The sequence below is a fragment of the Methylobacterium sp. 2A genome, assembly GCF_009806555.1.
GTDB lineage: Bacteria > Pseudomonadota > Alphaproteobacteria > Rhizobiales > Beijerinckiaceae > Methylobacterium.
Genome location: NZ_VUOK01000016.1, coordinates 57,285 through 83,328 on the forward strand (window position 1 = coordinate 57,285; position 26,044 = coordinate 83,328).

Genomic DNA, 26,044 nt, shown 5'->3' on the forward strand with positions numbered 1-26,044 from the left:
GGTCGTCTTTTCGGTAGGGAAGCGGCCAGCGGTGTCGTCCGCGCTCAGGCGTGCGCTTCGAGCAGGATATCGGTCCAGAGCTCGGACGGATCGGGCTCGGGGTCGTTGGTGGCGAACTCGGCCGAGGCGTTGACGATCTCCCGGACCTTGGCGTCGGTGGCCTTCAGCTCGGCCTCGGGCACGCCGTGCAGTTCGAGGAGGCGCTTGCGCACCATCTCGATCGGGTCGTGCTCGTCGCGCATCTTCGAGACCTCGTCCTTGGTCCGGTACTTGGCCGGATCGGACATGGAATGGCCGCGATAGCGGTAGGTCTGCATCTCCAGGATGTAGGGGCCCTGGCCGGTCCGGGCGTGCTCGATCGCCCGGGTGGCGGCCTCGCGGACGGTGCGCACGTCCATGCCGTCGACCTGCTCGCCCGGGATGCCGAAGGAGAGGCCGCGCTTCGAGAAGTCGGTCTGCGCCGAGGCCCGGGCCACCGAGGTGCCCATGGCGTAACGGTTGTTCTCGATCACGTAGACGACCGGCAGCTTCCAGAGGGCCGCCATGTTGAAGCTCTCGTAGACCTGGCCCTGGTTGGCGGCGCCGTCGCCCATATAGGTCAGGCTGACCTTGCCGTTCTCCCGGTAATGATCGGCGAAGGCGAGGCCGGTGCCGAGCGAGACCTGCGCGCCGACGATGCCGTGGCCGCCGAAGAACTGCTTCTCGCGGCTGAACATGTGCATCGAGCCGCCCTTGCCGCGGCTGTAGCCGCCGCGGCGGCCGGTCAGCTCGGCCATCACGCCCTTCGGGTCCATGCCGCAGGCCAGCATGTGGCCGTGGTCGCGGTAGCCGGTGATGACCTGGTCGCCCTCGACCGAGGCCATCTGCATCCCGATCACCACGGCCTCCTGGCCGATATAGAGGTGGCAGAAGCCGCCGATCAGGCCCATGCCGTAGAGCTGGCCGGCCTTCTCCTCGAAGCGCCGGATCAGCAGCATCTCGTGATAGGCGTGGAGGTCTTCCGCGCGGGTGAATTGCGGCATGTTGGGCGCCGGCTTGTGCGCCTCGGCGGCCTGAGGACTTCCCGCCTGCGTTTGGGAGGACGAAGCGTCCTTGGCAGGCTCCTTGGCAGCGTCCATCGGCGCACTCCCCATGATTCCACGCGACTGCGGGGGGTGTAGGACAGCGACGAAGGGAAAGCGAGGGCTGCCGCTCTGACAGGAAGCCGCTCTTGTCAGAGGGCTTTCGGGACTCGGTCATGGACCCGCGGGGCGGGCAGCTGCACCCGGGAGGCGGTGACCTTGCCGCTCGGTCGGCGACCGCTGTCGAAGGGGGCGCGATTGAGCCGCGAGACGCCGATGCGAAGGCGGTGGAAACGAAGCGGCACGCGGGTCCATCCGCCGGATGGCGCACGCTGCATGCCATCTCGGCGAAAGAGATTAAAACTGTAGCGTGAAAACTTGTCCCGGCCCATCAAAGCGCGCTGCGCAGTTCGTCAAGACGTCGCGTCCAACGAGGCCATCGATTCCCTGTGCGCTGAAGTCACCACACAGGATGGACATCGATTCCAGCACGAAATCCATCTGCCCTAAAACCGTCGTGGCGATCCGCAATCTGATCTCATACTGATTGAAGAGAAACGGTTGACCGCCGGGGATACCTGTTTGAACCTGAACGGCATTGATTGGATTCAATCTCAGTTGGTCCAAAACCAAGCGATTTACGTAGCTGTCTTCAGCGCCTGTATCCAAGAGAAACGTGCAATCGATGGGCTTGGGAATGCGACGGCCAGCATTGGCAAGTCCAAAAATCATAGGTTGACTGACGCCCACTACCACGGGCAAGAGAGGTCGGCCGCCAGTATATGCGTAATGAACTGTGGTCATCCTGGCAAGAGCGATCTCGAAAGTTGCTTTGTTCCATCAGTGGGCTTGATCTGCCGAACTAAAAAAGCCTCGTCGAGAAATCTAAGGTATCCCGCCTTCAAGGCTTCATGTTTTGTAGGATAGAATCCCAGTATCGAACTGTCTTTAATCAAGACATACTCGTTGGCGTGATCGAGGAGCGCGCCCAGATGCGCTTGGTAGGTTGCAATCTCGCGGTCTAACGCGGCCATGCCGAACCTCCGATGGATCGCCACGGTCGAGACAGTACGCGAGATGCGTGCCGCCGCAAGACGACAGGGTGACCGACCGCTGAGCGCGGCAGACGACAGCATCCCGAGAGCGAAGCCAAGCGCTGCCCGATCAAGGCGGCGCGGGCGTTCCTGACGAAGATCGGGGCAGCCCCGGCTGCGGCGGACGCGCGTGAGGGTCGAGACCTGCGCCAGGTTCGGCAAGGCCCTCCAGCGTCCTTACTCCGGCCGCCTGCAATTCCGCGTCTCACCGGAGCTGCACGCCAACGTGGTCCGCGCGGCGGAACTGTCGGGCAAGAGCCTCAAACGATGGGGCGAGGAGGTTCTTCGCAGGGCCGCGGAACAGGCAGCGGCTTGATCGCATCGCCTGCGATCACGATGGTGGCAGCGGCAGGACGGTCAGTGCCCCTTGCAGGAAGCCCGTGCCGGACACATCACGGCGTGATGATGACCACGTCGTTGGCGTGGACGCGTCCGAGCACGATCCGGGCGCGCTCCTCCAGCAGGTCGCGGTCGATCTGGTCGCTCTTGAGCAGGGCGACCCGGTGCTCCCAGGTGGCGCGCTCGGCCTTCACGGCGTTGAGCTCCTGCGTGAGCTGGTAGGCGCGGATCTTGAGGGCCTTCTTGGCTTCGAGGCCGCGGTTGCCGCTCTCGGCCTGCCAGACGAAAAAGCCGACGACGAGCGCCGACAGGGTCCAGAGACCCAGCGGCAACACGACCATTCTGACTCGGCGGCGCACAACCATGGGGCGACCGTCGCGCGGAAAGGTTAAGGGTTCTTTGCGAGCGTGCCGCGACCGGCGCAGACAGGGGCGAGCCCGAGGGATGGACCTGACGCGACTGAGCCGCTGGATCGCCGAGCATGCCACCGCCACCGACGACCACGACACGCTGCTGACCGGCTTCTGCGAGGCGCTGGTCGGCGCCGGTATCCCGGTCTGGCGGGTCAGCGTCATGGCCCCCGCCCTGGACCCGACGCTGCGCGGCGTCAGCCTGAACTGGCACGCGGGCGAGGGGATTTCCGTCGTGGCCAATGCGCACGGCGCCGACGAGGAGAACGACTGGCTCCTGAGCCCGGTCTACGCGCTGGTGGAGAAGAGCGAGAGCTTCGGGCGCTGGCGCCTCGACGCGCCCGGGCTGGAGGCGGACTTTCCGGTCCTGCGGGCCCTCGGGGCTCAGGGCGGCGTCGACTACATCCTGCACATCGTCGAGTTCGCCCCCGGCACCGCGCTGCGAGGCATCGCGGTCTCGTTCTGCACCCGGGAGGGCGCCGGCTTCACCGCGGCGCACCTGGCCGCCATCGCCGACATCCTCCCGTTCCTGACGCTCGCGCTCGCCAAGATGAGCTTGGCCCACACGTTCCGCGAGGTGTCGGCCACCTATCTCGGCCGGTCCGCGGCCGAGCGTGTCCTCGACGGTCAGATCCGGCGGGGCGAAGGACGGGCCGTGCCGGCGGCGATCCTGCTGACGGATCTGCGCGGCTTCACGGCGCTCTCCGACCGGGTCGATCCGGCCGACATGGTCACGTGGCTCAACGCGCATTTCGACGCGCTGGGCGATCCGGTGGCGCGGCACGGCGGCGAGATCCTGAAGTTCCTGGGCGACGGGTTCCTGGCGATCTTCCCGGTGCCGGAGGTCGGCCCCCTGCCCTGTCCGGTCTGCGGCGCGGCCCTCGACGCCGCGACCGAGGGGCTCGCCGCCAACGCGGCGCTCAACGCCCGCCGACGCGCGGCGGGGCTGCCGGAACTCGCGGCCGAATGCGTCGTGCATTTCGGAACGGTGATCTACGGCAATGTCGGGACCGAGCGGCGCCTCGATTTCACGATCATCGGACGGGCGGTCAACGAGGCGAGCCGGATCGAGAGCCAGTGCGCGGCCCTCGGCCACGACCTCCTCGTGTCGGACTCCTTCGCCGAGCGCTGCGCCCGGCCGCTGAAGCCGGTCGGGACGATCGAGCTGCGGGGCCTGTCGCGGCCGATGCGGATCTGGACGGTGCCGGGGGAGACGTTCGACGGGGTACCTGGCTGAGGCGGTGCGGGGCGGCACCGGCTCCGTTCCGGCCTGCCGGTGCCCTCAGAACAGCGCGCAGCTCTGCGACAGGACCAGCCCGACCGCGTTCTGCGCGAAGCGGCTGCGATACGCCTCCTGGATGGCGCGCAGGGCCGCGACCGCCTCGGGCCTCGCGTCGGTGACGATCAGGACGATGCGGGCGGCCTCACGGACGATCCGTCCATCCGGTCCGCGCCACTGGCCCCGGCCCGCGAACACGCTCAGCCCGTCCGGGAAGCGCGGGGTGATCCGCTCGGCCAGGAACCGGTCGAACGCCTTTTGCGAGACGCGGCCGCCGTCCGGCCGCGACAGGCCGAACAGCAGCTGCGCGCTGAGCGTCGGGCGGGCGCCGTCGCAGAGCGGATCCGCGCCGGCGGGACCGGCCGCTCCCAGGGCGAGCAGGCCGGCCAGCAGGATAGGCCGGATCAGCGGCGGGCGAGCTGCTTGAGCGCGGCCGGGCCGGCGTAGAGCGCCTGCGGGCCGAGGCCCTCCTCGATGCGGATCAGCTGGTTGTACTTGGCCAGTCTGTCCGAGCGGGCGAGCGAGCCGGTCTTGATCTGCCCGCAATTGGTGGCGACCGCGAGGTCGGCGATGGTCGAATCCTCGGTCTCGCCCGAGCGGTGCGACATCACCGCGGTATAGCCGGCGCGCTGGGCCATATCGACCGCCGCCAGGGTCTCGGTGAGCGAGCCGATCTGGTTGACCTTGATCAGGATCGAATTGGCCGTGCCCTCGCCGATGCCCCGGGACAGGCGCTCGACATTGGTGACGAACAGGTCATCGCCCACGAGCTGGCAGCGGTCGCCGATCCGGTCGGTCAGCAGCTTCCAGCCGGCCCAGTCATCCTCCGACATGCCGTCCTCGATCGAGACGATCGGGTAGGCGTCGACGAGCTGGGCGAGGTAATCGACCTGCGCCTCGATGGAGCGGGTCGTGCCCTCGCCCGCGTAGGCGTAGCCGCCATCCCTGAAGAACTCGGTGGCGGCGCAGTCGAGGGCGATCGCGATGTCCTGGCCCGGCTTGAAGCCGGCGGCGCCGATCGCGTCCATCACGAAGTCGAGGGCGGCTTCCGCCGAGGGCAGGTTCGGGGCGAAGCCGCCCTCGTCGCCGACGTTCGTGTTGTGGCCGGCCTTCTTCAGCTTGCCCTTCAGGGTGTGGAACACCTCGGAGCCCATGCGCACGGCCTCGGCGAGCGAATCGGCGCCCACCGGCATGATCATGAATTCCTGGAAATCGATCGGGTTGTCGGCATGCGCGCCGCCGTTGATGATGTTCATCATCGGCACCGGCAGCACCCGGCCCTGCACGCCGCCGACGTAGCGGTAGAGCGGCAGGCCCGAGGCCTCGGCCGCGGCCTTCGCCACCGCCAGGGAGACGCCGAGGATCGCGTTGGCGCCGAGCCGCGCCTTGTTGGGCGTGCCGTCGAGCTCGATCATCGCCTCGTCGACCGCGACCTGATCCTCGGCCTCCATGCCGCCGATCGCGTCGAGAATCTCGGTCTGCGCCGCTTCGACCGCCTTGAGCACGCCCTTGCCGAGGAAGCGGTTCGTGTCGCCGTCGCGCAGCTCCACCGCCTCGTGGGCGCCCGTCGAGGCGCCCGAGGGGACCGCGGCGCGGCCGAAGGAGCCGTCCTCCAGGATCACGTCCACCTCGACCGTGGGGTTGCCGCGGCTGTCGAGGATCTCGCGGGCGCTGATATTGGTGATCGCGGTCATGGAACGTCCTCTCGCGGGGCCGCGGGTCGGCGGCCGGACCCGGATCATCGGGTGCGGCGCATCGCGGCGGCTTATCCGTCAAGCCGCGTTCGGCGGCAAGCGCCGGAGGGCGGTGGGCTTGTGCATGCCGCGGGCGAGACCAGCACGATGCCGGACCGGAAAAATCGCCGCGGTGCCAAGGGATGCGCCGCGCCGCGCGCCGTTCTATACGCGCGCCATGACGATGTCCGAACACCTCCAGCTCGGCCAACCGGCGCCTTTGCCGGCCTCCCCCGAGGATGCGCGCCTCGACCGCGTGCCGAATCCCCATCCGGATACGGACTACGTAGCCCGGTTCACCGCGCCCGAATTCACCTCGATCTGCCCGGTCACCGGTCAGCCCGACTTCGCCATCCTGGTGATCGACTACGTGCCGGGCGACTGGCTCGTGGAATCGAAGTCGCTGAAGCTCTACCTCGGGTCGTTCCGCAACCACGGCGCGTTCCACGAGGATTGCACGGTGGCGATCGGAAAGCGGCTGCGGGACCTGCTGGCGCCGCGCTACCTGCGCATCGGCGGATACTGGTACCCGCGCGGGGGCATCCCGATCGACGTGTTCTGGCAGACGGGCGAACTGCCGAAGAACGCGTGGCTGCCCGATCCCGGGGTGCCGCCGTATCGGGGACGATGACGAACCTCGACCGGGGGACTGTCTTGCCCACGCGAGAGACCAAAAGAAAGGGCGACCGGCTTGCGCCGGCCGCCCCTTGATCGGGGGTCCTGAGACCTCAGTAGCCGTAGCCGTAGTAGCCGTAGCCCGGGGCGGCGTAGCCGTAGCCGCCATAGACGGGGGCGTAGCCGTAGGCCGGGGCGTAACCGTAGCCGCCGTAGTAGCTGTCACGGGCTGCGCCGGCGGCGATCGCACCGGCCGCGAGGCCGGCGATGCCGAGGCCGATCGCGGCGCCGGTGCCGATGCCGCGACGGCCGCGGTAGTAGCCGTGGCCATAGCCGCCGTAGCCGCCGTGGAAGCCGTAGGGACGCGCCTCGGCGCCCGAGGTCGCGGCGACGCTGCCGAGGGCCAGGGCGGCGGCGGTGGCGATGATACCGATCTTGCGCATGATATTCCTTCTCGATCCTCGATCGAACTGGCCCAATAACGTAGCCGCCGGGGGACAGTTCCAAGTTTCGGCAGGTCTTGGCGTGCGGACCCGCACAAAGGCGGATTCATGAACCGCGGTTCATCAAGAGCATCGCGCGGCGAAGCCGCCATAGCTTGACGGTTCGGACCGCTGCGCGGCCCGAAAACTTGCGAAGATTTTCCGGTTCCGGGGAATTCCGTCTGTTCCGGCCGGCCCGCGATCCTGGCGCGGGCGGCCAGCGGGCATCGCCTCCGACCGGTGCCGCCTCTAAGATGCGGGCCTTGGAGGACCGACCATGGACGCCCTGACCCTGATCCGCGAGACCTTCGCGCCCCTGTCCGGCAAGCGGATTCTCGACATCGGATGCGGGACCGGAACCCTCGCGAAGCGCCTGAGCGAGGACGGCGCGGCCGTGACCGGCGTCGATCCGGGCGCGGCGGCGCTCGCCCAGGCCCGGGCCGCCGTGCCGGGGGCGCGGTTCGAGGCCGCCTCGGGCGAGGCCCTGCCCTTCCCCGATGCCAGCTTCGATGGGGCCGTTCTGCTCAACGCCCTGCACCACGTGCCCGACCCCGCCGGCGCCCTCGTCGAGGCGGCGCGCGTGCTCGTCCCGGGCGGGTGCCTCGTCGTGGTGGAACCCCTCGCTTCGGGCAGCTTCTTCGAGGCCTTGCAACCGATCGAGGACGAGACCGCGGTGCGCGCGGCCGCGCAGGACGCGATCGCGGCCGCCCGGGCAAGCGGCCGGCTCGCCTGCCGCCGCGACGTCACGGTCGAGCGGCGCGAGAGCTTTGCCGATCTGGATGCCTTCCTGAAGCGGGTCTGCGCCGTGGATCCCGCCCGCGCGGCGACGATCGCGGCCCGCCGCCCCGTCGTGGAGGCCGCCTTCGAGACGGCGGCCGAACGCGGGGCGGACGGCCATTACGGCCTCGTGCAGCCCCTGCGGATCCACGTGCTGGAGCCGGTGTGATCGGGGTTTCGAAAGGGCGGGCCCCAGCCCTTTTAAGGTGTTTGGGCTAGCTGCGAAAATCGCAAGTCGTGGCTCTAACGTCCTGAAAGAGCACCGCCTTTTCCCCTCCCCCTTGTGGGGAGGGGCCAGGGGTGGGGGTGGTGCAGGATGAGGCGCAGCGGTGCCGTCTGCACCACCCCCACCTCCAACTCCTCCCCACAAGGAGGAGGAGAGTGCGCTTGGCCCCTGTCTCGTTGCTTCCGCAAACACCTTAAAAGGGCTGGGGCGAGCCCTTTCGCGGGTGCAGGGCAGAGCCCTGGGATTTGTCGTCAGGGCTTCGCCCTGACGACCCACCAAAGGGCTCGCCCTTTGGAAACCCCGTTTACGCGGCGCGGGCCTTGGCCAGCCTGTCGAAGGCGATCAGCTCGTCGAGCAGCGCCGGCATGTCCTTCAGCGCCACCATGTTGGGGCCGTCGGAGGGCGCCCGGTCGGGATCCGGATGGGTCTCGATGAAGACGCCCGCAACCCCCACCGCCACGGCGGCCCGGGCCAGAACGGCGACGAATTCCCGCTGTCCGCCGGAACTCGCGCCCTGGCCGCCCGGCTGCTGCACGGAATGGGTCGCGTCGAACACGACCGGCGCGCCGCCCGTCACCTGCGCCATGATCGGCAGGCTGCGCATGTCCGAGACGAGCGTGTTGTAGCCGAAGGAGGCGCCCCGCTCGGTGACGAGGACGTTCGGGTTGCCGGCCTGCGTCACCTTGGCGGCGACGTGCTTCATGTCCCAGGGCGCCAGGAACTGGCCCTTCTTGATGTTGACCGCCCGACCCGTCGCGGCGGCCGCCAGGAGCAGGTCGGTCTGGCGGCACAGGAAGGCCGGGATCTGGAGCACGTCCACCGCCTCCGCGGCCCGGGCGCATTGCTCGGCCGCGTGCACGTCGGTCAGCACCGGCAGGCCGAGGGAGTCGCGGATCTCCGCGAAGACCGGCAGCGCCTCGTCGAGGCCGACGCCGCGGGCGGCGCTGCCCGAGGTGCGGTTGGCCTTGTCGAACGAGGTCTTGAACACGAGGCCGATCCCGGCGCGCGCCGTCATCTCCTTGAGGGCGGCGGCGATCTCCAGGGCGTGGTTCCGCCCCTCCAGCTGGCACGGGCCGGCGATCAGCGCGAGCGGCAGGTGGTTGGCGAAGCGGGCCGCGCCCACTTGCACGACGGGGCCTTGGACGATCGGTCCGGGAGTCTCGGGATTCGACATGGAGGCGGTCTAGCCCGCACGGCCGATCCGCGAAAGCCCGGTGCGGGGCGCGATCCGGCAGACCGTCAGATCCTCCCGGAGGGCATCGGTGCGCGGACCGGTCTCGCACAGCATCACGGCCCGGCCGGAGCCGCCGCGGCGCGCGGCGTTCGCCAGGAGGCTCGCCTGATGCAGGTTGAGCGCCAGCACCTCGGCGTCTGCAGGATCCGCCCCGGCCAGGGCCCGGGCCGCGCGGCCGACCAGGGTGAAGTAGGCCGCGGACGGTTCCCGATCCCGGGAGGCCACGGTGATCCGCGCGGGCTTCCGGCAATCGAGGCTCATCCGCTCCGCGTCCTCGGCGCGGAACACCGCATAGGGGCCGGCGCGACCGGCGAGCGAGGCGCCGGTGTCGCGGATCACCTTGGCCGTGAGCGCGTCGCAGGCATCCGCGGCGCGGACCGGAGCTGTGCTGAGGCCGGTCAGGATAGCAAGCGTTAAGATCGTTTTCAAAGCCCGCGTCATTGACTCGTCTCAAATCCTCTGCAAGAGCTCATCGCAGACTTGGCCGTGAGAAGGGTAAAATATCCCGCGTTTTTCTTTATTCGTGTCGATCTTGTTCGACCATGCATTTAGAATTGCGATGATGTCCCCCGAATATGGCCTCTGGATTATGCATATTATAAATCCATCCGAGGTGAATAGTTCTCGTCTGATGTCATCGATCGGCGGCTCGTCCGGATCGCGTACCCGGGCGGGACAGGCAGAATGACACGCCGGTCGATGATTGTCGGCCGAAAAGGTTCGGGGCCTGCGGCGGACCGATCGCAAGGACGTGTGTAGAGGAGTTGGATCGTGGAAAATGAGCTTGGAATCGTCTTCAGGTCGGTCTTGAGCGTCCGAGACACGCTCGAAGGGTCGATCGCGGAGATCAAGAGCCTCGTCGGTCAGGGCCAGGAGGCTCACGCCGAAGCGATCGATTTCCTCGCCTTCGCGGCCCGGCGCGCCGCGCTCTCCAGTGCGCCGCTCCTGCAGGATCTCTGGGTCCTGTTCGAGCTCGGGGAGAAGCGGAACGGCTATTTCGTCGAGTTCGGTGCCGCGGACGATCGGGGCGCCAGCACGACGCGGCTGCTCGAGAAACTCTATGGCTGGCAGGGCGCCATCGCGGAACCGGCGCGCAGCCGGTACGAGAAGCTGCGCGCCGACCGGGCCTGCTACGTCACGAACAAATTCGTCTACACCGACGACGGCTTGAAGATCCTGTTCAACGACCCCGAGAATGCCGAGGATGCCTCGGCGGGCGCTTCTGCGGCTCCGCGTCGGGGTGGCAAGCGGTACGAGGTCGAGACCATCACGCTGCGCAGCCTGCTGCAGGCGGCGGATGCGCCGCGCACGATCGACTTCCTGAGCATCAACGCCGAGGAGGATACGCTCGACCTTCTGGAGCGCTTCGATGGCTCCGAATACGAGGTGGCGCTCCTCAGCGTCGCGAATACCGATCCGCAGCAGGGCGAGGCTCTCGCCGAGCTGATGGCCCGGAAGGGGTACGAGCGCCGGTTCGCGGCGTTCTCGATGTCCGACGCTTGGTATGCCAAGCGCAAGACGGCCGAGGCGGCGCAGCCGGCCGCGGCCTGAACCTGCCCGGCTCGGGCGGGCCCGATGGCCGATAGGCCGGGCTCGCCGCATGGACAGCGCCCTCCGGATGCCCGATCTGTGCCGGCGGCGCGGCGTTTCACGCCGCTGGCACAAGAGGCTCCGACGCGGCCCATGCTCCGACCCTTCCTCGCCGGCGCGCTCCTCGCGCTGGCCACCCTCGGCCCGGCGATGGCGGATCGCATCGCCACCCCGGCTTTCGGCCCGGAGCTGGAAGGGTTCGCCTATCCGTTCCCGGTGCAGCGCTTCACGTTTCCCTCGCAGCGTCAGGCGCTCCAGATGGCCTATCTGGATGTCCCGGCCGGGACGCCGAACGGCCGCACCGTCGTGCTGCTCCACGGCAAGAACTTCTGCGCCGCCACCTGGGAGAGCCAGATCCGCGCGCTCAGCGCGGCCGGTTACCGGGTGATCGCGCCCGACCAGATCGGCTTCTGCAAGTCGAGCAAGCCGGCGGCCTATCAGTTCACCTTTCGGCAGCTCGCCGAGAACACGCATGCGCTGCTGGCGCAGCTCGGGGTCGAGCGCCCGATCCTCGTCGGCCATTCGACGGGGGGCATGCTGGCCGCCCATTACGCCCTGCTCTACCCGAAGGCGGTGGACCAGCTCGTGCTGGTCAATCCGGTCGGCCTGGAAGACTGGAGCGCCAAGGGCCTGCCGCCGATCTCCCTGGCCGAATGGTATCAGCGCGAGCTGAAGGTCTCGCCGGAGTCGATCCGGGCCTACGAGACGACGACCTACTATGCCGGCCGGTGGGAGGCGCGCTACGAGCCCTGGGTGACGATGCTGGCCGGGCTCAACAATGGCCCCGGCAAGGAGGCGGTCGCCTGGGACTCGGCGCTCATCTACGACATGATCGTCACCGAGCCGGTGGTCTACCGCTTCCCGCAGATCGCGGTGCCGACCCTGCTGATGATCGGCCAGAAGGACAACACGGCGATCGGCAAGGATCTCGCCCCGCCGGAGGTGCGGGCGAGCCTCGGACACTATCCAGAGCTGGGGAAGGCGGCCGCGCAGGCGATCCCGGGGGCGCGGCTCGTCGAATTCCCCGACCTCGGCCACGCGCCGCAGATGTCCGACCCGGACGGGTTCAACACGGCACTGATCGAAGGGATCGCGGCTCACTGATCCTGGATGGCCCCATCCCGCGTCCGCGGAGGGGCCATCCGGAGTATCAGAAATACGACTTCAGCACGCCGCGGCGGCGCACGTCGAGGGTCGCGCAGTGGAACGAGCCGCCGAACGGGCCGTAGCTCAGGAACGGCGCCGGGATCGGATCGAAGCCCCAGTCCTTCAGCGCCTTGATCAGGGTCGGCTGGCTCTGGTCGACCACGATCTTCCTCTCGGTGATCGCGAGCACGTTGATCGAGGTCCAGGGCGAGCACATCGAGATCTTGCTCATGAAGCCCGTCACCGGGTCGGGGCGCGGGGCGATCAGCACGTCCCACGTCTTGAGCACGGCGGGCAGCTTCTCGACGTCGATATAGTCCGGATTCACCAGCACCTTGCCGGGTGCGAGCGGCATGAACGACGAGTCGATATGCATCGGCTGCGGGCAGCGGCTCTCGATCTCGTGGATGCGGAAGCCCGGCCCGAGATGGCGGCGCAGCCACTCGATGCCCATCAGGTTGGTCACGTTGGAGCGCGTCACGAACAGGTCGCGGCCGCAGCGGACGAAGTCGGCGGCGTCGAAGACCGGCTCGAACTCGTTGACGGTGAACTGCATGGGCTCGCCGGCCTTCAGGTTCGGCACCCGGTAATCGTAATTGTAGAGCTCGTCGGTCAGTTGCGGGCGTGGTGCCGAGGTCCAGCGGGCGCCGGCACGAAAATATTCCTTGAACAGCGAGCGGTAGGCGTCACCCTCGAAGTAGCGCGAGCGCCAGCACATCGGGCTCTCGATGATCTCGTCGCCGATGACGAGGTACGGGTCGCGCGGGCAGGCCACGCAGAAGCCCCGGGAGGACCAGCGCGGCGCCTTGAACTTCCTGGAGAAATCCACCGGGTCGGGGCGGCGGACCTTCACGCCCTCGCCGGCCAGGATCGTGATGAAGTTGTCGAGCTCGGCCTGCGCCAGCTTCTTCATGAACGTCGGATACTTCCAGCCGCTCGCGAGCCGGTAGAAGGGCTGCGCGGCGCGCGGCAGGTTGAAGATCACCGTGAGATGGTGAGTCGGGATGGTGGCGCCGTCGAGGGATCCGACGATCACCTCCTCCAGCGGATCCCACTCGTTCCAGGCCATCACGGGCGAATGGGGGGCGGGCACGCCCGGCGCCGCGCCGCTCGCAAAGCTGCCGGCATGCGTCTCGTCGGTCACGGCCTCCAGGGCCGTGATCGGTGATTCGCGCTCCATGACGTGTGCCCCTTCTGCGACGTGCCGCGGCCTTCTAGGCAGGCCCTTGAGCCCCGCCGCCGCTTTGGCCCCCGGTGTGTTAAACGGGTGATAGACAGCGCTCATCCATGCTGCAACGTGACAGGAACGTTCCCGGCCCGGTGGACCTATTTCTGCCGCGACCGTGGCCGATTTCCCGCATCAAGCCTTTTGCGAGCTTGAAAGACGACAATGAAGCGCCTGACGACCTTGGCCTCGATCGCCGGTCTCTGCACGGTCGTCGGCCTGTTCATGTCCTCCGGCCTTGAGGATGTTTCGGCCGCCGTCGTGAGCGCCGGCTGGGGTGCCGCCCTGGTGGTGCTGGCCCGCGTGGTGGCGGTCGGCTGGGCGGGCCTCGGCTGGTACACCGTGTTCCCGAAGGGCACCGCCAAGGTCACCGATTGCGTGTCGCTGCGCTTCGTGCGCGAGGGCATCAACACCCTGCTGCCCGTGGCGACCGTGGGCGGCGACTTCGTCGGGGCGCGCCTCCTGTCCAAGCGCGGCGTCCCGGGGGCGCTCGCGGGCGCCAGCATGTTCGTCGACCTGATGACCCAGGCGCTGACGCAGCTCCTGTTCACCATCGTCGGCCTCGTCCTGCTGGTCATGATCTGCGGCGACGGGCCGATCGCCCGGACGGTCGAGGGCGGCCTCGCCCTGGCGATGCCGGCGCTCGGCGCCTTCTACCTGATCCAGCGCCGGGCCGGGCATCGCCTGATCCAGGGGCTGCTCAGCCGCTTCGCCTCGGGCCGCGAGTGGCGCGCCTTCGGGGCGATCGACCAGCTCTACGACAGCCTGCGCCGCCTCTACGGCAATCACGGCCGCTTCGCCTCCGCCCTGGGCGTCCACTTCATCGGCTGGGTGATCGGGACGTTCGAAGTCTATGTCTGCCTGCACTTCATGGGCTATCCGGTGGACTTCGCGCAGGCCCTGATGATCGAGAGCTTGGCGCAGGCGGTGCGCGGGGCGGCCTTCGCGGTGCCCGGGGCGCTCGGCGCCCAGGAGGGCGGCCTGATCGCCCTGTGCGGCCTGTTCAACATCCCGGCCGAGGCGGCGCTCGCCCTCTCGCTGGTCAAGCGCTTCGCCGATCTCGGCGTCGGGCTCCCGAGCCTGCTGCTCTGGCACCGGATCGAGGCCAGGCTGCGCGCGGAGGCGCCGGAGGACGAGGAGCGCGAGGCGGAGATGGATGCCGGGCGCAGCGCCCAGCGGGTGGCGCAGCCCGCGACGCTCGGGCCGTTCTACAGCTACGCCCCGCCCCGCATGGTGGCGCGGCTCGGCGAGGGCGAGGAGTTGAAGAAGTGCGCCTGACACGCCGGCTCGCGGCCGCCCTGATCGCCGCACCGCTGCTCGTCCCGGTCCCGTCCTGGGCCGCGGACGATCCCGCCGTTCAGACGGTGCGCGACCTCTATGCCGCCTTCTCGGCCGCTCTGAAGGACGGGCCCGGCCCCCTGCCCGCACGGGTCGAGGCGGTGGGTCCGGCGATGGACAAGGCCTTCGACTTCACCGCCATGGCCCGCATCGCGGTCGGCGCGAAATGGTCGAGCTTCACCCCGGAGCAGCAGGCGGCGGTCACCGACGCGTTCAAGCGCAGCCTGACCGTGACCTATGCCAACCGTCTCGCCCGCGCCGCCGGGGGCAAGTTCGACGTGACGCCGAAGGTCGAGGAGCGCGGCGCCCAGCGCGTGGTGGCGACCCGGGTCACTGCGGCGGATGGCGACGATTCCGAGGTCGATTTCGTGGTCAACGCCGAGAATCGGATCCAGGACGTCCTGCTCAACGGCGACGTGAGCGAGATCGCGGCCCAGCGCACGGCCCTGTCGGCGCCGCTGAAGTCGGGGGGCGCGGACGGCGTGGTGAAGTTCCTGCGCCAGCGGACCGACGGCATCCTCGCCGCCAAGCCGGCGCCGTGAACGCCACCATGAACCGGCCGTTCGCGGCCATCGCTGCCTGAGGCGGCGGGACGATCGCACGGACCCGATCGGATGGATGTTTCCGCCCTGACGTCGCTCGCCCTCTCCGGGCTGTCGCTGATCTGCCTGATCCTGGCGGCGGCGGGCTGCCTCTACGCGCTGGCGGCCGCCTTCTGCGCCGGCCGCTACGTCGCCCGTCCCGCCCCGGCCCTGGCGCCCGGCGCGTCGCGACCCTCGGTGACGGTGCTCAAGCCCCTCTGCGGACTGGAACCGTCCCTCTACGCCAATCTCGAGAGCGTCTTGCGCCAGGATTATGCCGGACCGGTTCAGGTCGTGTTCGGTGTCCAGAAGGCCACCGATCCGGCGATCGGCGTGGTGGAGCAGCTGAAGCAGGCCTATCCGGCGGCCCGCATCGACCTCGTGATCGATGCCCGCCAGCACGGCTCGAACCGCAAGGTCTCGAACCTGATCAACATGGCCGAGCGGATCGCCCACGACATGGTGGTGCTGGCCGACAGCGACATGGTGGTCGGCCCCGATTATCTGGAGCGTCTGGTCGCCGAGCTGTCGCAGGAGGGCGTCACCGGGGTCACCTGCCTCTATCACGGGGTGCCGGCCTTCCGGGGCCTGTACGACCGGCTCTCGACGCTGGCGATCGACACCCACTTCCTGCCCAACGTGGTGATGGGCCTGAGCCTCGGGCTCGCCAAACCCTGCTTCGGCTCCACCGTCGCCTTCACCCGGGCGAGCCTGGAGGCGGTGGGCGGCTTCCGCACCTTCCGCAACGATCTGGCCGACGACTACGCGATCGGCGCCGCGCTGCGGGGCTTGGGCGGCCGGGTCGCGATCCCGAGCTTCACGATCGGCCATACCAGCGTCGATACCGATCTCGGCGGCCTGTGGCGGCACGAGCTGCGCTGGAACCGCACCATCCGCACGGTCGACCCGGCGGGCTATGCCGGCTCGATCGTCACCCACGCCTTCCCGCTGGCCCTGGTGGCCGCTGTGCTGCCGGGTGCGGGGCTAGGCACCCTGGCGGTGGCCGCCCTCGCTTTGGCGAGCCGCATCCTCCTCTGCCGGCAGGTCGAGCGGGCCTTCGGCCTCGCCCCGCACCCCTACGGACTGTTGCCGATCCGCGACATCCTCTCCTTCCTGAACTTCGCCTGGGCCTTCGTGTCGGGGGCGGTGACATGGAAAGGTCATGATTATCACGTGGTTGCGGATGGCACCCTGATCCCCGATGCGGAGCTCGGCAGCGACGCCGGCGCGCCGCTCCGCTGAACCCAGCACCCTCCATCCCTCCCCGCACTGCCCTGAGGCCTTGAACCCCATGCGCACGCTCTTCCTCCAGGCCCCCACCTTCGACGGTTTCGACGGCGGTGCCGGCTCCCGTTACCAGGCCAAGCGCGAGATCAAGTCGTTCTGGTACCCGACCTGGCTGGCCCAGCCGGCCGCGCTGGTCGAGAATTCCAAGCTGATCGACGCGCCCCCGCACAAGACCAAGCTCGACGAGGTCGTGCGCCAAGCCAAGGACTTCGACCTTGTGGTGCTCCACACCTCGGTCCCGTCCTTCAAGGCCGATGTCGCCACCGTCGAGGCGCTGAAGGCCGCCAACCCGAACCTGAAGGCCGGCCTGATCGGCGCCAAGGTGGCGGTGGATGCCGAGGGCAGCCTCGCCAAGGCGCCGGCCATCGACTTCGTGGCCCGCAACGAGTTCGACTTCACCTGCAAGGAGGTGGCCGACGGCCGCGACCTGTCGCAGATCAAGGGCCTGTCCTACCGGAACAATTCGGGCGTCATCGTGCACAACGAAGACCGCCCGATCATGATGGACATGGACCAGCTCCCCTTCGTCACGAGCGTCTACAAGCGTGACCTGAAGATGGAGAACTACTTCATCGGGTACCTGAAGCACCCCTACATCTCGTTCTACACCGGCCGCGGCTGCAAGAGCCGCTGCACCTTCTGCCTGTGGCCGCAGACGGTGGGTGGCCACACCTACCGCACCCGCTCGGTCGCCAGCGTGGTGGAAGAGATCAAGTACTGCATGAAGGCGTTCCCGCAGACGAAGGAATACTTCTTCGACGACGACACCTTCACCGACAACCTGCCGCGCGCGGAGGAGATCGCCCGCGAGCTCGGCAAGCTCGGCATCACCTGGTCGTGCAACGCCAAGGCGAACGTGCCGCGCGAGACCCTGAAGGTCCTGAAGGACAACGGCCTGCGCCTGCTGCTGGTCGGCTACGAGTCCGGCAACCAGCAGATCCTGCACAACATCAAGAAGGGCATGCGGGTCGAGGTCGCGGAAAAATTCACCAAGGATTGCCACGAGCTCGGGATCGCGATCCACGGCACCTTCATCCTCGGCCTGCCGGGCGAGACGAAGGAGACGATCCAGGAGACGATCAAGTACGCCACCCGGATCAACCCGCACACGATCCAGGTCTCGCTGGCGGCCCCCTACCCGGGCACCTTCCTGTACAAGCAGGCGGTGGAGAACGGCTGGCTCGACATCGAGAACGCCGAGCTGGTCGACGAGAACGGCGTGCAGGTCGCGCCCCTGCACTACCCGCACCTGTCGCATACCGAGATCTTCAACTCGGTCGAGGACTTCTACAAGAAGTTCTATTTCCGCGCCCCGAAGATCGCCTCGATCGTCGGCGAGATGGTCCGCTCGCCCGACATGATGAAGCGCCGCCTGCGCGAGGGCGTCGAGTTCTGGCACTTCCTGCGCGAGCGCTCCGCCAGCCCGGCCACCAAGGCGGCGTAAATCAGGGGTCCGGGGTCCACGGCCCCGGCGGGGAGTGCGGGGCAGAGCCCCGCCTCTTCTCCCAGGGCTCTGCCCTGGACCCGCGAGAGGGCGAGCCCTCTCGACACCCGTTACGAGGTCATCTTGAAGCGTCTGGTCGTCACCGCGGATGATTTCGGGTTGAGCCCTGAGGTCAACGAGGCCGTCGAGCAGGCCCATCGCGACGGGATCCTCACGGCGGCGAGCCTGATGGTCTCGGCGCCGGCCGCCGCGGACGCGGTGGCGCGGGCCAAGCGGATGCCGTCCCTGCGGGTCGGGCTGCACCTCGTCCTCGTGGAGGCGTGGCCGACCCTGCCGGCCGCCGCACTGCCCGACCTGACCGACGCAGCCGGCCTGATGCGGGCCGACATGGCCAAGCTCGGCCTCGACCTCGCCCGCAGGCCCGCGGCCCGGCGCCAGCTCGCCGCGGAGATCCGCGCGCAGTTCGAGGCCTACCGGGCGACGGGCCTGCCGCTGGACCACGTCAACGCCCACAAGCACTTCCACGTGCATCCGCTGATCGCCGGCGCGGTCCTGCGCATCGGCCGCGCCTTCGGGATGCGCGCCCTGCGGGTACCCCGGGAACCGCGGGAGATCCTGCGCCGCGCCGAACCCGGCGCCCGTCCGCGTCCGGCCCTCGACATCGCCCCCTGGGCGGCCCTGCTCGCCGTACGCGCCCGGCAGGCCGGGCTGCTGATCCCGGACCGGACCTTGGGTCTTGCATGGTCCGGCGCCATGACGCCGGCACGGGTGGCGGGTCTGCTGGCCGAACTCCCGGACGGCCTGACCGAACTCTACACCCACCCGGCCACCGCGGGCGGCTTCCCCGGCGAGGCGCCGGGTTACCGCTACGCCGACGAGCGGGACGCGCTGGTGGCGTCAGCTTCGATTGCGGCCGTCAAAGCATCAGGAGCCCTTACCGGCGGGTTCTCGGATTTCAGATAGCCTTTCAGCTTAGATCTGCGCCGTGAGCGGATGATTGCGCAGGGCACCGTCGACCGTGACTAAGAGACAGCCTTCGATCTGACATTGCACGAGCAACATGCGATCGAACGGATCCTTCGTCGGTGGTAGCGGCACGACGGAGACGAGGGCGTGCGCTCGCGTGATAGGCACGATCCCGATCCCAAAGGCCTGCAGCGCCGGAGGCAGTAGACCCAATGACATCCCAGGATTGAGCTTGCCAAGGCGCGTCTTGATGGCGATCTCCCAAAGGCTCGCCACGCTGGCGTAGAGTTGATTATCGCTGTGGGTCAGTAATTTGGCAATCTTCGGACTCTGTGAATGTAAACGGAGACCGACAACGGCGAGAAGAATATGCGTGTCGAGGATAAATTTCATGGTTCTGGCAATGGCCGAATCAGAAAATCCTCTGGCAGTTGATCATCGAAATCGTCGGGTATGAATGGAAACGGATCTGTGATCCCGTGGGCGCGCAGGAATGACTCGCCCGCCTCCAGATCTAGCCCGCCCCTCCGGCGATGCGGCACGAGATCGAGCACAGGCCGACCATCGCGCGTCACGACAATGGTCTCGCCGCCTTCGACGCGGGCCGCCAGTTCCGCCAGGGTCGTGGCCGCTTCTTCCAGAGCGATCATCGTCATACCGCGAGGTTAGAATGCGCGGCGCGCGATGAAAAGATCAAGCTTGGATCATATGACGATCGAAGAAGTCGATCCCACGAGCGAGCCGGCCCGCACCTGCCTGGCCGCCTACTACGCCGAACTGGCCGCTCGCTTCGCCGGCGGGTTCGATGTCGCCCGCTCCTGCGACCCGGAGGCGACCGACATGGTACGGCCGCGCGGCACCTTCCTGATCGCCGTCGCGGACGGCCTGCCGGTCGGATGCGTCGGGCTCAAGGGCAGCGGCGGCCCGGTGGCGGAGATCAAGCGGCTCTGGGTCGATCCCGCCGCCCGGGGCTTGGGCCTCGCCAAGCGGCTGATGCAGGCGGCCGAGCTCGCGGCCCGCGACCTCGGCATCCGGACGCTGCGGCTCGACACCAGCAGCGCCCTGCCCGAGGCGCTGGCGCTCTACCGGCGCGCGGGCTGGGTGGAAATCGACCGCTTCAACGACGACCCCTACCCGGACCACTTCTTCGAGAAGGCGCTTTAGCCGAAGCCTATTTGGCCGGCACCGGATCCTGCGCGGGCGCGCTCTTCCGCAACGCCGCGCCGGCAGCCTTCTCGGCCTCGGGGCGGTCCTCGTCCGGCTGCGCCGGCGGCTCGCCGAGCGTTGCCGGCACGACGAAGAACGCCGCCACCAGGGTGAAGAACAGCGACAGCGCGAGCAGCTTGCCCATGCTCGCCGTCCCCGGATGGCTCGACAGGACGAGCGATCCGAACGCGCTGCCCGTGGTGAGCGCCGAGAAGAAGATCGCCCGGGTCAGGCTGGAGGCGAGCATGTCGGTCACGCCCGCCCGCCACGCGATCACGTAGTAGATGTGGAACGCCACGCCGACCGCGAGCATCAGCGGCAGCGCGATGATGTTGGCAAAGTTGAGCGGCATGCCGACGATGCGCATCGCCATCAGCGTCCAGAGGGTCGCGATCACCAGCGGTCCGAGCGTCATCGCGACGTCCCACGGCTTGCGCAGGGCGACCGACAGGATGACGAAGATCAGCACGAAGGCCGTCACCGCCGCCTGCACGAAGGCGCCCAGGATCGTGTAGCTCGATTGCGTGGTGGCCACCGGCGCGCCGGTGGCGTGCGGGGCGACCTTCAGGACCTCGTCCGAGAAGCGGCGCAGCACCGTGTCGTCGTTCGAGTCGCCCTTCGGGTGGACCTCGATGCGGGCGCGCCCGTCCGCCGCCACCCAATCGGCCTTCAGCTGCGGCGGCAGGTTCTCCAGCGTGATCCGTTCCGGGTGCAGCAGGTCGCGCAGGCGCGCGAGCAGCGGTCCGAGGTCCTTGGTCAGGGCGACGGAGGCCGCCTCGCGCTGCGGCACCGGGCCGGCGGCGAGCTTGTCGAGGGTGCCGGCGAGCTGCTTGGCCGCCTGCGCACCCTTCTGGTCACCCTTCTGGTCACCCTTGGCCTCGCCCGCGACGCCGTTCAGCGCCGTGGCGGCGTCCTTCAGCGCCTTCACGTTCTCGGCGTCGGTGGGCGGGGGCGGCCGGCGGCCGGGGTTGAGCACCGGATCGAGGAGCTGCGCCGTATCGGCGATCTGCGCGAGCTTCTTGTCCTGGTCGCGCGGTACGAAGGTGTCGATGCTGTTGACCGAGGCCGTCACCGGCAGGGCCAGCAGCTTCTTCGACAGGGCCGGGACGGCGTCGACGCTCGGGGCCAGCACGTCGATGAAGTTCGGGCTGGTCTCGGGGTTCTTGATGAGATCGAGATAGGTCGCGATCGATTGCGTCTTCGCGCTGCGCAGGTGCATCGGGTTCGAATCGAACGGCAGGTGCCAGAGCAGCGGCGCGCCCGCGAGCGTGATCAGGCCGACCACGATCAGGATCGGCTTGCGGTGCTGGATGATCCAGGGATCGACGCCGACCAGCCAATCGGTCTGAACCGCCGCCTTCTCGCCCTTGGGATTGAACACGGCGATCAGGGCCGGGAGCAGCGTCAGTGCGAACAGGTAGGCCACGATCATGCCGACGCCGGCGATGAGGCCCAGTTCGGAGACGCCGCGGAAGGCCGTCGGCAGGAAGGCGAAGAAGCCGGCCAGCAGCGAGATCGCCGCCAGCGTCAGCGACCAGCCGACGCCCCGGGCCGCGGCCCGGATCGCCGCGCCGATCTCGGGCTGCTCGAAGCGGTCCGCCCGGTAGCGCACGGCGAACTGGATGCCGAAATCGATGCCGAGCCCCACGAACAGCGCCGCGAAGGCCACCGAGATCGGATTGAGCTCGCCCACCATCGCCAGGCCCAGGCCTGCGGTGACGATCAGGCCCGCGAAGGTCGTGATCAGCACGGAGGCGACCAGGGGCGCGGAGCGCAGGGCGAGCCAGATGAACAGGACGATCGCGCCGACCGTGACGCTGTAATTGACGCCCGCATCCTCGGAGAGCGTCGCGAATTCCTCGTCCGCCACCGCGACCGTGCCGGTGAGCCGCATGCGCAGGCCGTGCTCGGAATCGATCTTGAGATCCTGGGCGACGTTCCGGATCAGCTTGGTCGCCTGATAGCCGGGCTCCAGGGCGTTGAAGTCCAGGACCGGCTGGATGACCACGAACTTCATCTTGTCGGTGACGCTGCTCTGGCCGCCCGACAACAGCTCCTGCCACGACATCCGCGCCGGCTGGCCGGCCAGCACCTTCTGCAGGGTGGCATCGATCTGCCCCATGGGCTTCTCGAGATCCTCCAGCTTGGCGTCCCCGGTCTTCACGCCGCGGGCGCCGAGCGTCAGCACCCGCATCACGCCGCGCAGCGACGGGTCGGCGGCGAGCGGCCCGAGCAGGCCCTGCTGCTGGGTCAGCGATTCGAGGGTCTTGTCGAGATCCGCCTGCGATATCAGCAGCAGGCCGTTCTTGTCGAAGAACGGTCCGCCATCCGGGCGATTGACCGTTTCGATCAGGTTCTTGTGCGCGCTCAGCGCCTTGGCGAGGTTGGCGGCCGCCTCCTCGGTCTCCTCCGGCGTCTGGCCATTGATGACCGCCACGACGGTGTTCGAGCGCTGCGGGAAGGCCTGCTCGAAATTGATCTCGTCCTGGCGCCAGGGCTCCTTCGGATCGATCAGCCGTTCGACATCGGTGTTGATGCGGAAGAGGTGCGCCGCGACACCGGCGCTCGCGACCGTGAGGAACGCCAGGACGGCGATCACGATCCACCGATACCGTACCGAGAACGCGACGAGACTTTCGATCACGAGCACCCTGCCTGTTCGCCCCGGACGCGCGCACGGCGCGGCCGACACATGCCATCGAACACATCGGGATCCCGGTGACCGGCTCCGGCAGGGCTCAGAGCCTGCGTGCCGATCGCCCCGCAATCCGTTCGGATGCGTGCCGGGATCGGGGAACGCCGCACGATCCGACCCGGGCGCACGGCACGCGTCCATCCGCCGATCGCGGCCGATATGGATCGCGGCGCAGCCGTCTGCCATAGGCCACAGCTCGGGCCCCGGCTTGCATCGACGCCTCGGGGTTCAGTAAAGAGCGTGGTGCCAGATTGCAACGCGGCCGATCCGGTGCGGTCGTCGCGGAGGATATGTGCGCTGGCGCACCGCATCTGCTGCAGTGCGGCTGGAATCCCGGGTGCCCGGTCGCATTGCCGACGCAATGCACGTGCTGTCCTCGATCGCTGGATGCCCTCGCCCACGAGGCCCGTATAGGCGGCTCATGTGGCACGGTTGCGTCAGGCGCGGAATAAGATGTCATGGCCCCGCCGAAACAGGGTCGATTGAGATTAGTTCCAAGCTAGATCGCTGGAAATCGCGTTTTTTTTCGTGTTAAGCACCCCGATGCCTCCGGGGCCGACGAAGTGAAGGAGCCGCAATCTTGGGTATCCCCCTCCGGTACGTCGCGAAGATCGGCGGCTACATCCTGAAACAGCACCTGACGGGTCGCAAGCGTTACCCGCTCGTGATGATGATGGAGCCGCTGTTCCGCTGTAATCTGGCCTGCGCCGGCTGCGGCAAGATCGATTACCCGGACGAGATCCTGAACAAGCGCCTGCCGGTGGCCGACGCCCTCGAATCGGTGCGCGAATGCGGCGCCCCCGTGGTGGTGATCGCCGGCGGCGAGCCGCTCCTGCACAAGGACCTGCCGCAGATCGTCGAGGGCATCATCGCCCAGAAGAAGTTCGCGATCGTCTGCACGAACGCGCTGCTCCTTGAGAAGAAGATCAAGGAGTACCGCCCGAGCCCGTACTTCACGTGGTCGATCCATCTCGACGGCGACAAGGAGATGCACGACCAGTCGGTGTGCCAGCGCGGCGTCTACGACAAGGCGGTGGCGGCGATCGCGAAGGCCAAGGAGATGGGCTTCCGCGTCACCATCAACTGCACCTTCTTCAACAACTCGAAGCCGGAGAAGATCGCCGACTTCTTCGACAGCGTGACCCGGATGGGCATCGACGGCATCACCGTCTCCCCTGGCTACGCCTACGAGCGCGCCCCCGACCAGAAGCACTTCCTGAACCGCAAGGCGACGAAGGAATTGTTCCGCGGCGTCTTCCGTCATGGGAAGGAAAAAGGTCGCGAGAAATGGACCTTCCAGCAGTCGGGCCTGTTCCTCGACTTCCTGGCCGGCAACCAGACCTACCATTGCACCCCATGGGGCAACCCGACCCGGACCGTGTTCGGCTGGCAGAAGCCCTGCTACCTGCTCGGCGAGGGCTACGCGGCGACCTTCAAGGAGCTGATGGAGACCACCGACTGGGACGCCTACGGCACCGGCAACTACGAGAAGTGCGCCGACTGCATGGTCCATTCGGGCTACGAGGCCTCCTCGGTGGTCGATTCGGTCCGCAAGCCGTGGAAGCCGCTGGTCCACGCGATCCGCGGCATCAAGACCGACGGCGCGATGGCCCCGGAGGTCAGCCTGGAGAACCAGCGCCCGGCCGAGTTCGTGTTCTCGCGCAACGTCGCGCAGAAGCTGTCCGAGATCAAAGCGGCCGGCGTCGACACCAAGCAGGAAGCCCGCAAGCGCACCGCCGCCTGACCGGCGCCGCAAGGACGGAATGAGGACCCGCGGTCGAGAGGCCGCGGGTTTTGCTTGTTCAGGGTATCGCCCGCGGGGCGTCGCGCGGAGGGCTCTGGTCCTGGTTTCGAAAGGTCGGGACCTTTCGCGGGTGCAGGGTGGAACCCTGCAGTCGGGCGAAGCCTGACGTCGGGGCTCTGCCCCGACACCCCGCCAAAGGGATGATCCCTTTGGAATCCGCGGGATCGCGCTGATCAGCCCCCGCGCAGGGCCTCCAGCACCTTGCCGCCGGGGCGGCCGGTCGGGGTCATGCCGAGGCGGCGCTCCACGTCCTTGATGGCGTCGCGGGTCTTCTGGCCGACCTTGCCGTCCGGCTCGCCGACATCGTAGCCGCGGGCGGCCAGCCGGGTCTGGAGATCGCGCCGCTCGGCACGCGACAGGGGCGGATCGTCGGTCGGCCACGCCGCCTGGACGCCCGCCTTGCCCCGCAGCCGGTCCGACAGGACCGCGATGGCGAGGCCGTAGGATTCGGCGGCGTTGTACGAGTAGATCGCGTCGAAGTTCTTCGTGACCAGGAAGGCCGGCCCGTCGATCCCGGCCGGCGCGATGATCCCGGCCGGTCCCTCGCCCGAGAGCGGGCGGCCGTCGATCCGGGTGACGCCGAGGGACGCCCAGTGGGCGATCGGCTTCTTGTTCCTGCGCCCGGCGGCCGCGACGTTGAAGCCGCGGGGCAGCTTCACCTCGTAGCCCCAGACCTGCCCGTGCTGCCACTTGGCGACGTGCAGGAAATTCGCCGTGGAGGCCACGGCATCGGCCGTCGAATCGACCACGTCGCGCCGCCCGTCGCCATCGCCGTCGACCGCGAGGCGGTGATAGGTGGTCGGCATGAACTGGGTCTGGCCGAAGGCCCCCGCCCAGGAGCCGGTGAGCCGCTCCGGTGCGATATCGCCGCGCTCGATGATCCGGAGTGTCGCGATCAGCTCGTTGCGGAAGAAGTCGCGGCGGCGGTTGTTCGAGCAGGCCAGCGTCGCGAGCGATTGGACCAGCGGCATCTTGCCGAGGTTCTTGCCGAAATTCGATTCGACGCCCCAGACCGCCGCGATCGTGTAGCGGTCGACGCCGTAGCGCGCCTCGGCCTGCGCCAGGGCTGCCGCGTTCTGGCGCATCGCCGCCCGCCCGTCCTCGACCCGCTCGTCATCGACCAGGGCCGCCATGTAGTCCCAGATCGGGGTCTTGAACTCGGGCTGCGCCTGGGACAGCTCGATCACCTTGTCGTCATAGCTGATGCCGCTCGTGGCCGACCGGAAGGTCTGCGCCGAGACGCCCGCGGCGGCCGCCTGGGCCTGGATGCCGGCGAGGCAGCCGTCGAAATCCGCATGCGCGGGAAGGCTCGCGACGCCCGCGGCGAGGAGACCGAACCCGAGCGCGACGCCCGACCCGAAGCACTGATGGCGCATCCTGGCGTTCCTGTTTCTCATCCGCGGTGTAGCGGCCGAATCAGGCAGCACGAGGGTTAACTGCGCGTTAGCGCCCAGGCCCGATGCGCCAGGGCTCTGCCCTGGCAACCCGCCAAAGGGCTGGGGCTGATCCCTT

General features: G+C 68.4%; 26 protein-coding genes and 1 pseudogene. 13 read left to right on the forward strand and 14 right to left on the reverse strand.

The window, feature by feature from the left end; translation table 11 throughout:
• Positions 1-44 precede the first annotated feature (44 nt).
• The 3 genes from pdhA to FVE89_RS08045 all read right to left on the reverse strand — a co-directional run bounded on the left by pdhA (position 45) and on the right by FVE89_RS08045 (position 2,317).
• A complete protein-coding gene (gene pdhA, locus FVE89_RS08035; protein ID WP_160533519.1) occupies positions 45-1,118 on the reverse strand; it encodes a pyruvate dehydrogenase (acetyl-transferring) E1 component subunit alpha in 1,074 nt (357 codons plus the stop codon).
• Between the two features lie 300 nt (positions 1,119-1,418).
• Complete coding sequence (locus FVE89_RS08040; RefSeq protein WP_160533520.1) at positions 1,419-1,865, reverse strand: hypothetical protein; 447 nt, start codon at positions 1,863-1,865, stop codon at positions 1,419-1,421.
• Positions 1,862-2,317 carry a hypothetical protein gene (locus FVE89_RS08045; protein WP_160533521.1) on the reverse strand — a complete coding sequence of 152 codons (456 nt, stop codon included), beginning with the start codon at positions 2,315-2,317 and terminating at the stop codon, positions 1,862-1,864. The genes FVE89_RS08040 and FVE89_RS08045 overlap by 4 nt, the downstream gene beginning before the upstream one ends.
• Between FVE89_RS08045 and FVE89_RS30990 the strand changes: the two genes are divergently transcribed.
• Positions 2,286-2,471 carry a toxin-antitoxin system HicB family antitoxin gene (locus FVE89_RS30990; RefSeq protein ID WP_342389960.1) on the forward strand — a complete coding sequence of 62 codons (186 nt, stop codon included), beginning with the start codon at positions 2,286-2,288 and terminating at the stop codon, positions 2,469-2,471. The two genes, FVE89_RS08045 and FVE89_RS30990, sit on opposite strands and share 32 nt — an antisense overlap.
• A gap of 76 nt (positions 2,472-2,547) precedes the next feature.
• Here the strand turns inward: FVE89_RS30990 and FVE89_RS08055 are convergent, their stop codons facing one another.
• Positions 2,548-2,859, reverse strand: a complete 312-nt coding sequence (locus tag FVE89_RS08055; RefSeq protein ID WP_160533522.1) for a septum formation initiator family protein — start codon at positions 2,857-2,859, stop codon at positions 2,548-2,550.
• Positions 2,860-2,938: 79 nt separating this feature from the next.
• Between FVE89_RS08055 and FVE89_RS08060 the strand changes: the two genes are divergently transcribed.
• The gene (locus FVE89_RS08060) at positions 2,939-4,141 is read left to right on the forward strand and encodes an adenylate/guanylate cyclase domain-containing protein (RefSeq protein ID WP_160533523.1); all 1,203 of its coding nucleotides are present in this window, start codon (positions 2,939-2,941) and stop codon (positions 4,139-4,141) included.
• Positions 4,142-4,186: 45 nt separating this feature from the next.
• Here FVE89_RS08060 and FVE89_RS30995 read toward each other — a convergent pair whose 3' ends face one another.
• Positions 4,187-4,591 (reverse strand): DUF3574 domain-containing protein, encoded by a 405-nt coding sequence (locus tag FVE89_RS30995; RefSeq protein ID WP_246730545.1) that lies wholly within the window; start codon positions 4,589-4,591, stop codon positions 4,187-4,189.
• Positions 4,588-5,877 carry a phosphopyruvate hydratase gene (gene eno, locus FVE89_RS08070; protein ID WP_160533525.1) on the reverse strand — a complete coding sequence of 430 codons (1,290 nt, stop codon included), beginning with the start codon at positions 5,875-5,877 and terminating at the stop codon, positions 4,588-4,590. Before eno ends, FVE89_RS30995 begins: the two co-directional genes overlap by 4 nt.
• Before the next feature lie 217 nt (positions 5,878-6,094).
• On the opposite strand from eno, the gene queF reads away from it, so the two are divergent.
• Positions 6,095-6,547, forward strand: a complete 453-nt coding sequence (gene queF, locus FVE89_RS08075; protein ID WP_160533526.1) for a preQ(1) synthase — start codon at positions 6,095-6,097, stop codon at positions 6,545-6,547.
• A 97-nt stretch (positions 6,548-6,644) separates the two neighbouring features.
• On the opposite strand, the gene FVE89_RS08080 is transcribed toward queF, so the two are convergent.
• Positions 6,645-6,974: a hypothetical protein gene (locus FVE89_RS08080; protein ID WP_160533527.1), complete on the reverse strand. Its 330-nt coding sequence runs from the start codon at positions 6,972-6,974 to the stop codon at positions 6,645-6,647.
• A gap of 316 nt (positions 6,975-7,290) precedes the next feature.
• Between FVE89_RS08080 and FVE89_RS08085 the strand changes: the two genes are divergently transcribed.
• Entirely contained in the window at positions 7,291-7,959 is a 669-nt protein-coding gene (locus FVE89_RS08085; RefSeq protein ID WP_160533528.1) for a class I SAM-dependent methyltransferase, read from the forward strand.
• A 361-nt stretch (positions 7,960-8,320) separates the two neighbouring features.
• Here FVE89_RS08085 and kdsA read toward each other — a convergent pair whose 3' ends face one another.
• Positions 8,321-9,190: a 3-deoxy-8-phosphooctulonate synthase gene (kdsA, locus tag FVE89_RS08090; RefSeq protein ID WP_202130669.1), complete on the reverse strand. Its 870-nt coding sequence runs from the start codon at positions 9,188-9,190 to the stop codon at positions 8,321-8,323.
• A 9-nt stretch (positions 9,191-9,199) separates the two neighbouring features.
• Complete coding sequence (locus FVE89_RS08095; protein WP_160533529.1) at positions 9,200-9,691, reverse strand: hypothetical protein; 492 nt, start codon at positions 9,689-9,691, stop codon at positions 9,200-9,202.
• Between the two features lie 330 nt (positions 9,692-10,021).
• Here FVE89_RS08095 and FVE89_RS08100 point away from each other — a divergent pair, with 330 nt between their 5' ends.
• Both FVE89_RS08100 and FVE89_RS08105 read left to right on the forward strand, forming a co-directional pair.
• Complete coding sequence (locus FVE89_RS08100) at positions 10,022-10,801, forward strand: FkbM family methyltransferase (protein WP_210254047.1); 780 nt, start codon at positions 10,022-10,024, stop codon at positions 10,799-10,801.
• Positions 10,802-10,933: 132 nt separating this feature from the next.
• On the forward strand, positions 10,934-11,944 hold the full coding sequence (locus FVE89_RS08105; protein WP_160533531.1) for an alpha/beta hydrolase: 1,011 nt from the start codon (positions 10,934-10,936) through the stop codon (positions 11,942-11,944).
• A gap of 46 nt (positions 11,945-11,990) precedes the next feature.
• On the opposite strand, the gene FVE89_RS08110 is transcribed toward FVE89_RS08105, so the two are convergent.
• The gene (locus FVE89_RS08110) at positions 11,991-13,166 is read right to left on the reverse strand and encodes an amidinotransferase (protein ID WP_160533532.1); all 1,176 of its coding nucleotides are present in this window, start codon (positions 13,164-13,166) and stop codon (positions 11,991-11,993) included.
• Between the two features lie 210 nt (positions 13,167-13,376).
• Here FVE89_RS08110 and FVE89_RS08115 point away from each other — a divergent pair, with 210 nt between their 5' ends.
• From FVE89_RS08115 to hpnK, 5 genes are all read left to right on the forward strand, one after another.
• Entirely contained in the window at positions 13,377-14,489 is a 1,113-nt protein-coding gene (locus tag FVE89_RS08115) for a flippase-like domain-containing protein (RefSeq protein WP_160533533.1), read from the forward strand.
• The gene (locus FVE89_RS08120) at positions 14,480-15,091 is read left to right on the forward strand and encodes an ABC transporter substrate-binding protein (RefSeq protein ID WP_160533534.1); all 612 of its coding nucleotides are present in this window, start codon (positions 14,480-14,482) and stop codon (positions 15,089-15,091) included. The genes FVE89_RS08115 and FVE89_RS08120 overlap by 10 nt, the downstream gene beginning before the upstream one ends.
• A 72-nt stretch (positions 15,092-15,163) precedes the next feature.
• Positions 15,164-16,372: a bacteriohopanetetrol glucosamine biosynthesis glycosyltransferase HpnI gene (gene hpnI / locus FVE89_RS08125; protein ID WP_160533535.1), complete on the forward strand. Its 1,209-nt coding sequence runs from the start codon at positions 15,164-15,166 to the stop codon at positions 16,370-16,372.
• A gap of 49 nt (positions 16,373-16,421) precedes the next feature.
• Positions 16,422-17,861, forward strand: coding sequence for a hopanoid biosynthesis associated radical SAM protein HpnJ (gene hpnJ, locus FVE89_RS08130; protein ID WP_160533536.1), 1,440 nt, complete (start codon positions 16,422-16,424; stop codon positions 17,859-17,861).
• A gap of 123 nt (positions 17,862-17,984) precedes the next feature.
• Entirely contained in the window at positions 17,985-18,824 is an 840-nt protein-coding gene (hpnK, locus tag FVE89_RS08135; RefSeq protein WP_160533537.1) for a hopanoid biosynthesis-associated protein HpnK, read from the forward strand.
• A 9-nt stretch (positions 18,825-18,833) separates the two neighbouring features.
• Here hpnK and FVE89_RS08140 read toward each other — a convergent pair whose 3' ends face one another.
• Together FVE89_RS08140 and FVE89_RS08145 are read right to left on the reverse strand one after the other, a co-directional pair.
• Positions 18,834-19,220 carry a type II toxin-antitoxin system VapC family toxin gene (locus tag FVE89_RS08140; RefSeq protein WP_160533538.1) on the reverse strand — a complete coding sequence of 129 codons (387 nt, stop codon included), beginning with the start codon at positions 19,218-19,220 and terminating at the stop codon, positions 18,834-18,836.
• A complete protein-coding gene (locus tag FVE89_RS08145; protein ID WP_160533539.1) occupies positions 19,217-19,483 on the reverse strand; it encodes a prevent-host-death protein in 267 nt (88 codons plus the stop codon). Before FVE89_RS08145 ends, FVE89_RS08140 begins: the two co-directional genes overlap by 4 nt.
• A gap of 46 nt (positions 19,484-19,529) precedes the next feature.
• Between FVE89_RS08145 and FVE89_RS08150 the strand changes: the two are divergent.
• Positions 19,530-19,991, forward strand: a pseudogene (locus FVE89_RS08150) (GNAT family N-acetyltransferase); the annotation flags it as partial.
• A 7-nt stretch (positions 19,992-19,998) separates the two neighbouring features.
• Here FVE89_RS08150 and FVE89_RS08155 read toward each other — a convergent pair.
• Complete coding sequence (locus FVE89_RS08155; RefSeq protein ID WP_160533540.1) at positions 19,999-22,677, reverse strand: MMPL family transporter; 2,679 nt, start codon at positions 22,675-22,677, stop codon at positions 19,999-20,001.
• Positions 22,678-23,308: 631 nt separating this feature from the next.
• Between FVE89_RS08155 and hpnH the strand changes: the two genes are divergently transcribed.
• A complete protein-coding gene (gene hpnH / locus FVE89_RS08160) occupies positions 23,309-24,472 on the forward strand; it encodes an adenosyl-hopene transferase HpnH (protein ID WP_160533541.1) in 1,164 nt (387 codons plus the stop codon).
• A 233-nt stretch (positions 24,473-24,705) separates the two neighbouring features.
• On the opposite strand, the gene FVE89_RS08165 is transcribed toward hpnH, so the two are convergent.
• Entirely contained in the window at positions 24,706-25,908 is a 1,203-nt protein-coding gene (locus FVE89_RS08165; protein ID WP_160533542.1) for a lytic murein transglycosylase, read from the reverse strand.
• Positions 25,909-26,044: the final 136 nt, after the last annotated feature.

Excerpts from the sequence above, each read along its gene's own strand:
- pdhA (WP_160533519.1), bottom strand. The coding sequence starts at position 1,118 with ATGGACGCTGCCAAGGAGCCTGCCAAGGACGCTTCGTCCTCCCAAACG.
- FVE89_RS08040 (WP_160533520.1), bottom strand. The coding sequence starts at position 1,865 with ATGACCACAGTTCATTACGCATATACTGGCGGCCGACCTCTCTTGCCC.
- FVE89_RS08055 (WP_160533522.1), bottom strand. The coding sequence starts at position 2,859 with ATGGTTGTGCGCCGCCGAGTCAGAATGGTCGTGTTGCCGCTGGGTCTC.
- FVE89_RS08060 (WP_160533523.1), top strand. The coding sequence starts at position 2,939 with ATGGACCTGACGCGACTGAGCCGCTGGATCGCCGAGCATGCCACCGCC.
- eno (WP_160533525.1), bottom strand. The coding sequence starts at position 5,877 with ATGACCGCGATCACCAATATCAGCGCCCGCGAGATCCTCGACAGCCGC.
- queF (WP_160533526.1), top strand. The coding sequence starts at position 6,095 with ATGACGATGTCCGAACACCTCCAGCTCGGCCAACCGGCGCCTTTGCCG.
- FVE89_RS08080 (WP_160533527.1), bottom strand. The coding sequence starts at position 6,974 with ATGCGCAAGATCGGTATCATCGCCACCGCCGCCGCCCTGGCCCTCGGC.
- FVE89_RS08085 (WP_160533528.1), top strand. The coding sequence starts at position 7,291 with ATGGACGCCCTGACCCTGATCCGCGAGACCTTCGCGCCCCTGTCCGGC.
- kdsA (WP_202130669.1), bottom strand. The coding sequence starts at position 9,190 with ATGTCGAATCCCGAGACTCCCGGACCGATCGTCCAAGGCCCCGTCGTG.
- FVE89_RS08095 (WP_160533529.1), bottom strand. The coding sequence starts at position 9,691 with ATGACGCGGGCTTTGAAAACGATCTTAACGCTTGCTATCCTGACCGGC.
- FVE89_RS08105 (WP_160533531.1), top strand. The coding sequence starts at position 10,934 with ATGCTCCGACCCTTCCTCGCCGGCGCGCTCCTCGCGCTGGCCACCCTC.
- FVE89_RS08110 (WP_160533532.1), bottom strand. The coding sequence starts at position 13,166 with ATGGAGCGCGAATCACCGATCACGGCCCTGGAGGCCGTGACCGACGAG.
- FVE89_RS08115 (WP_160533533.1), top strand. The coding sequence starts at position 13,377 with ATGAAGCGCCTGACGACCTTGGCCTCGATCGCCGGTCTCTGCACGGTC.
- hpnI (WP_160533535.1), top strand. The coding sequence starts at position 15,164 with ATGGATGTTTCCGCCCTGACGTCGCTCGCCCTCTCCGGGCTGTCGCTG.
- hpnJ (WP_160533536.1), top strand. The coding sequence starts at position 16,422 with ATGCGCACGCTCTTCCTCCAGGCCCCCACCTTCGACGGTTTCGACGGC.
- FVE89_RS08140 (WP_160533538.1), bottom strand. The coding sequence starts at position 19,220 with ATGAAATTTATCCTCGACACGCATATTCTTCTCGCCGTTGTCGGTCTC.
- FVE89_RS08145 (WP_160533539.1), bottom strand. The coding sequence starts at position 19,483 with ATGACGATGATCGCTCTGGAAGAAGCGGCCACGACCCTGGCGGAACTG.
- FVE89_RS08165 (WP_160533542.1), bottom strand. The coding sequence starts at position 25,908 with ATGCGCCATCAGTGCTTCGGGTCGGGCGTCGCGCTCGGGTTCGGTCTC.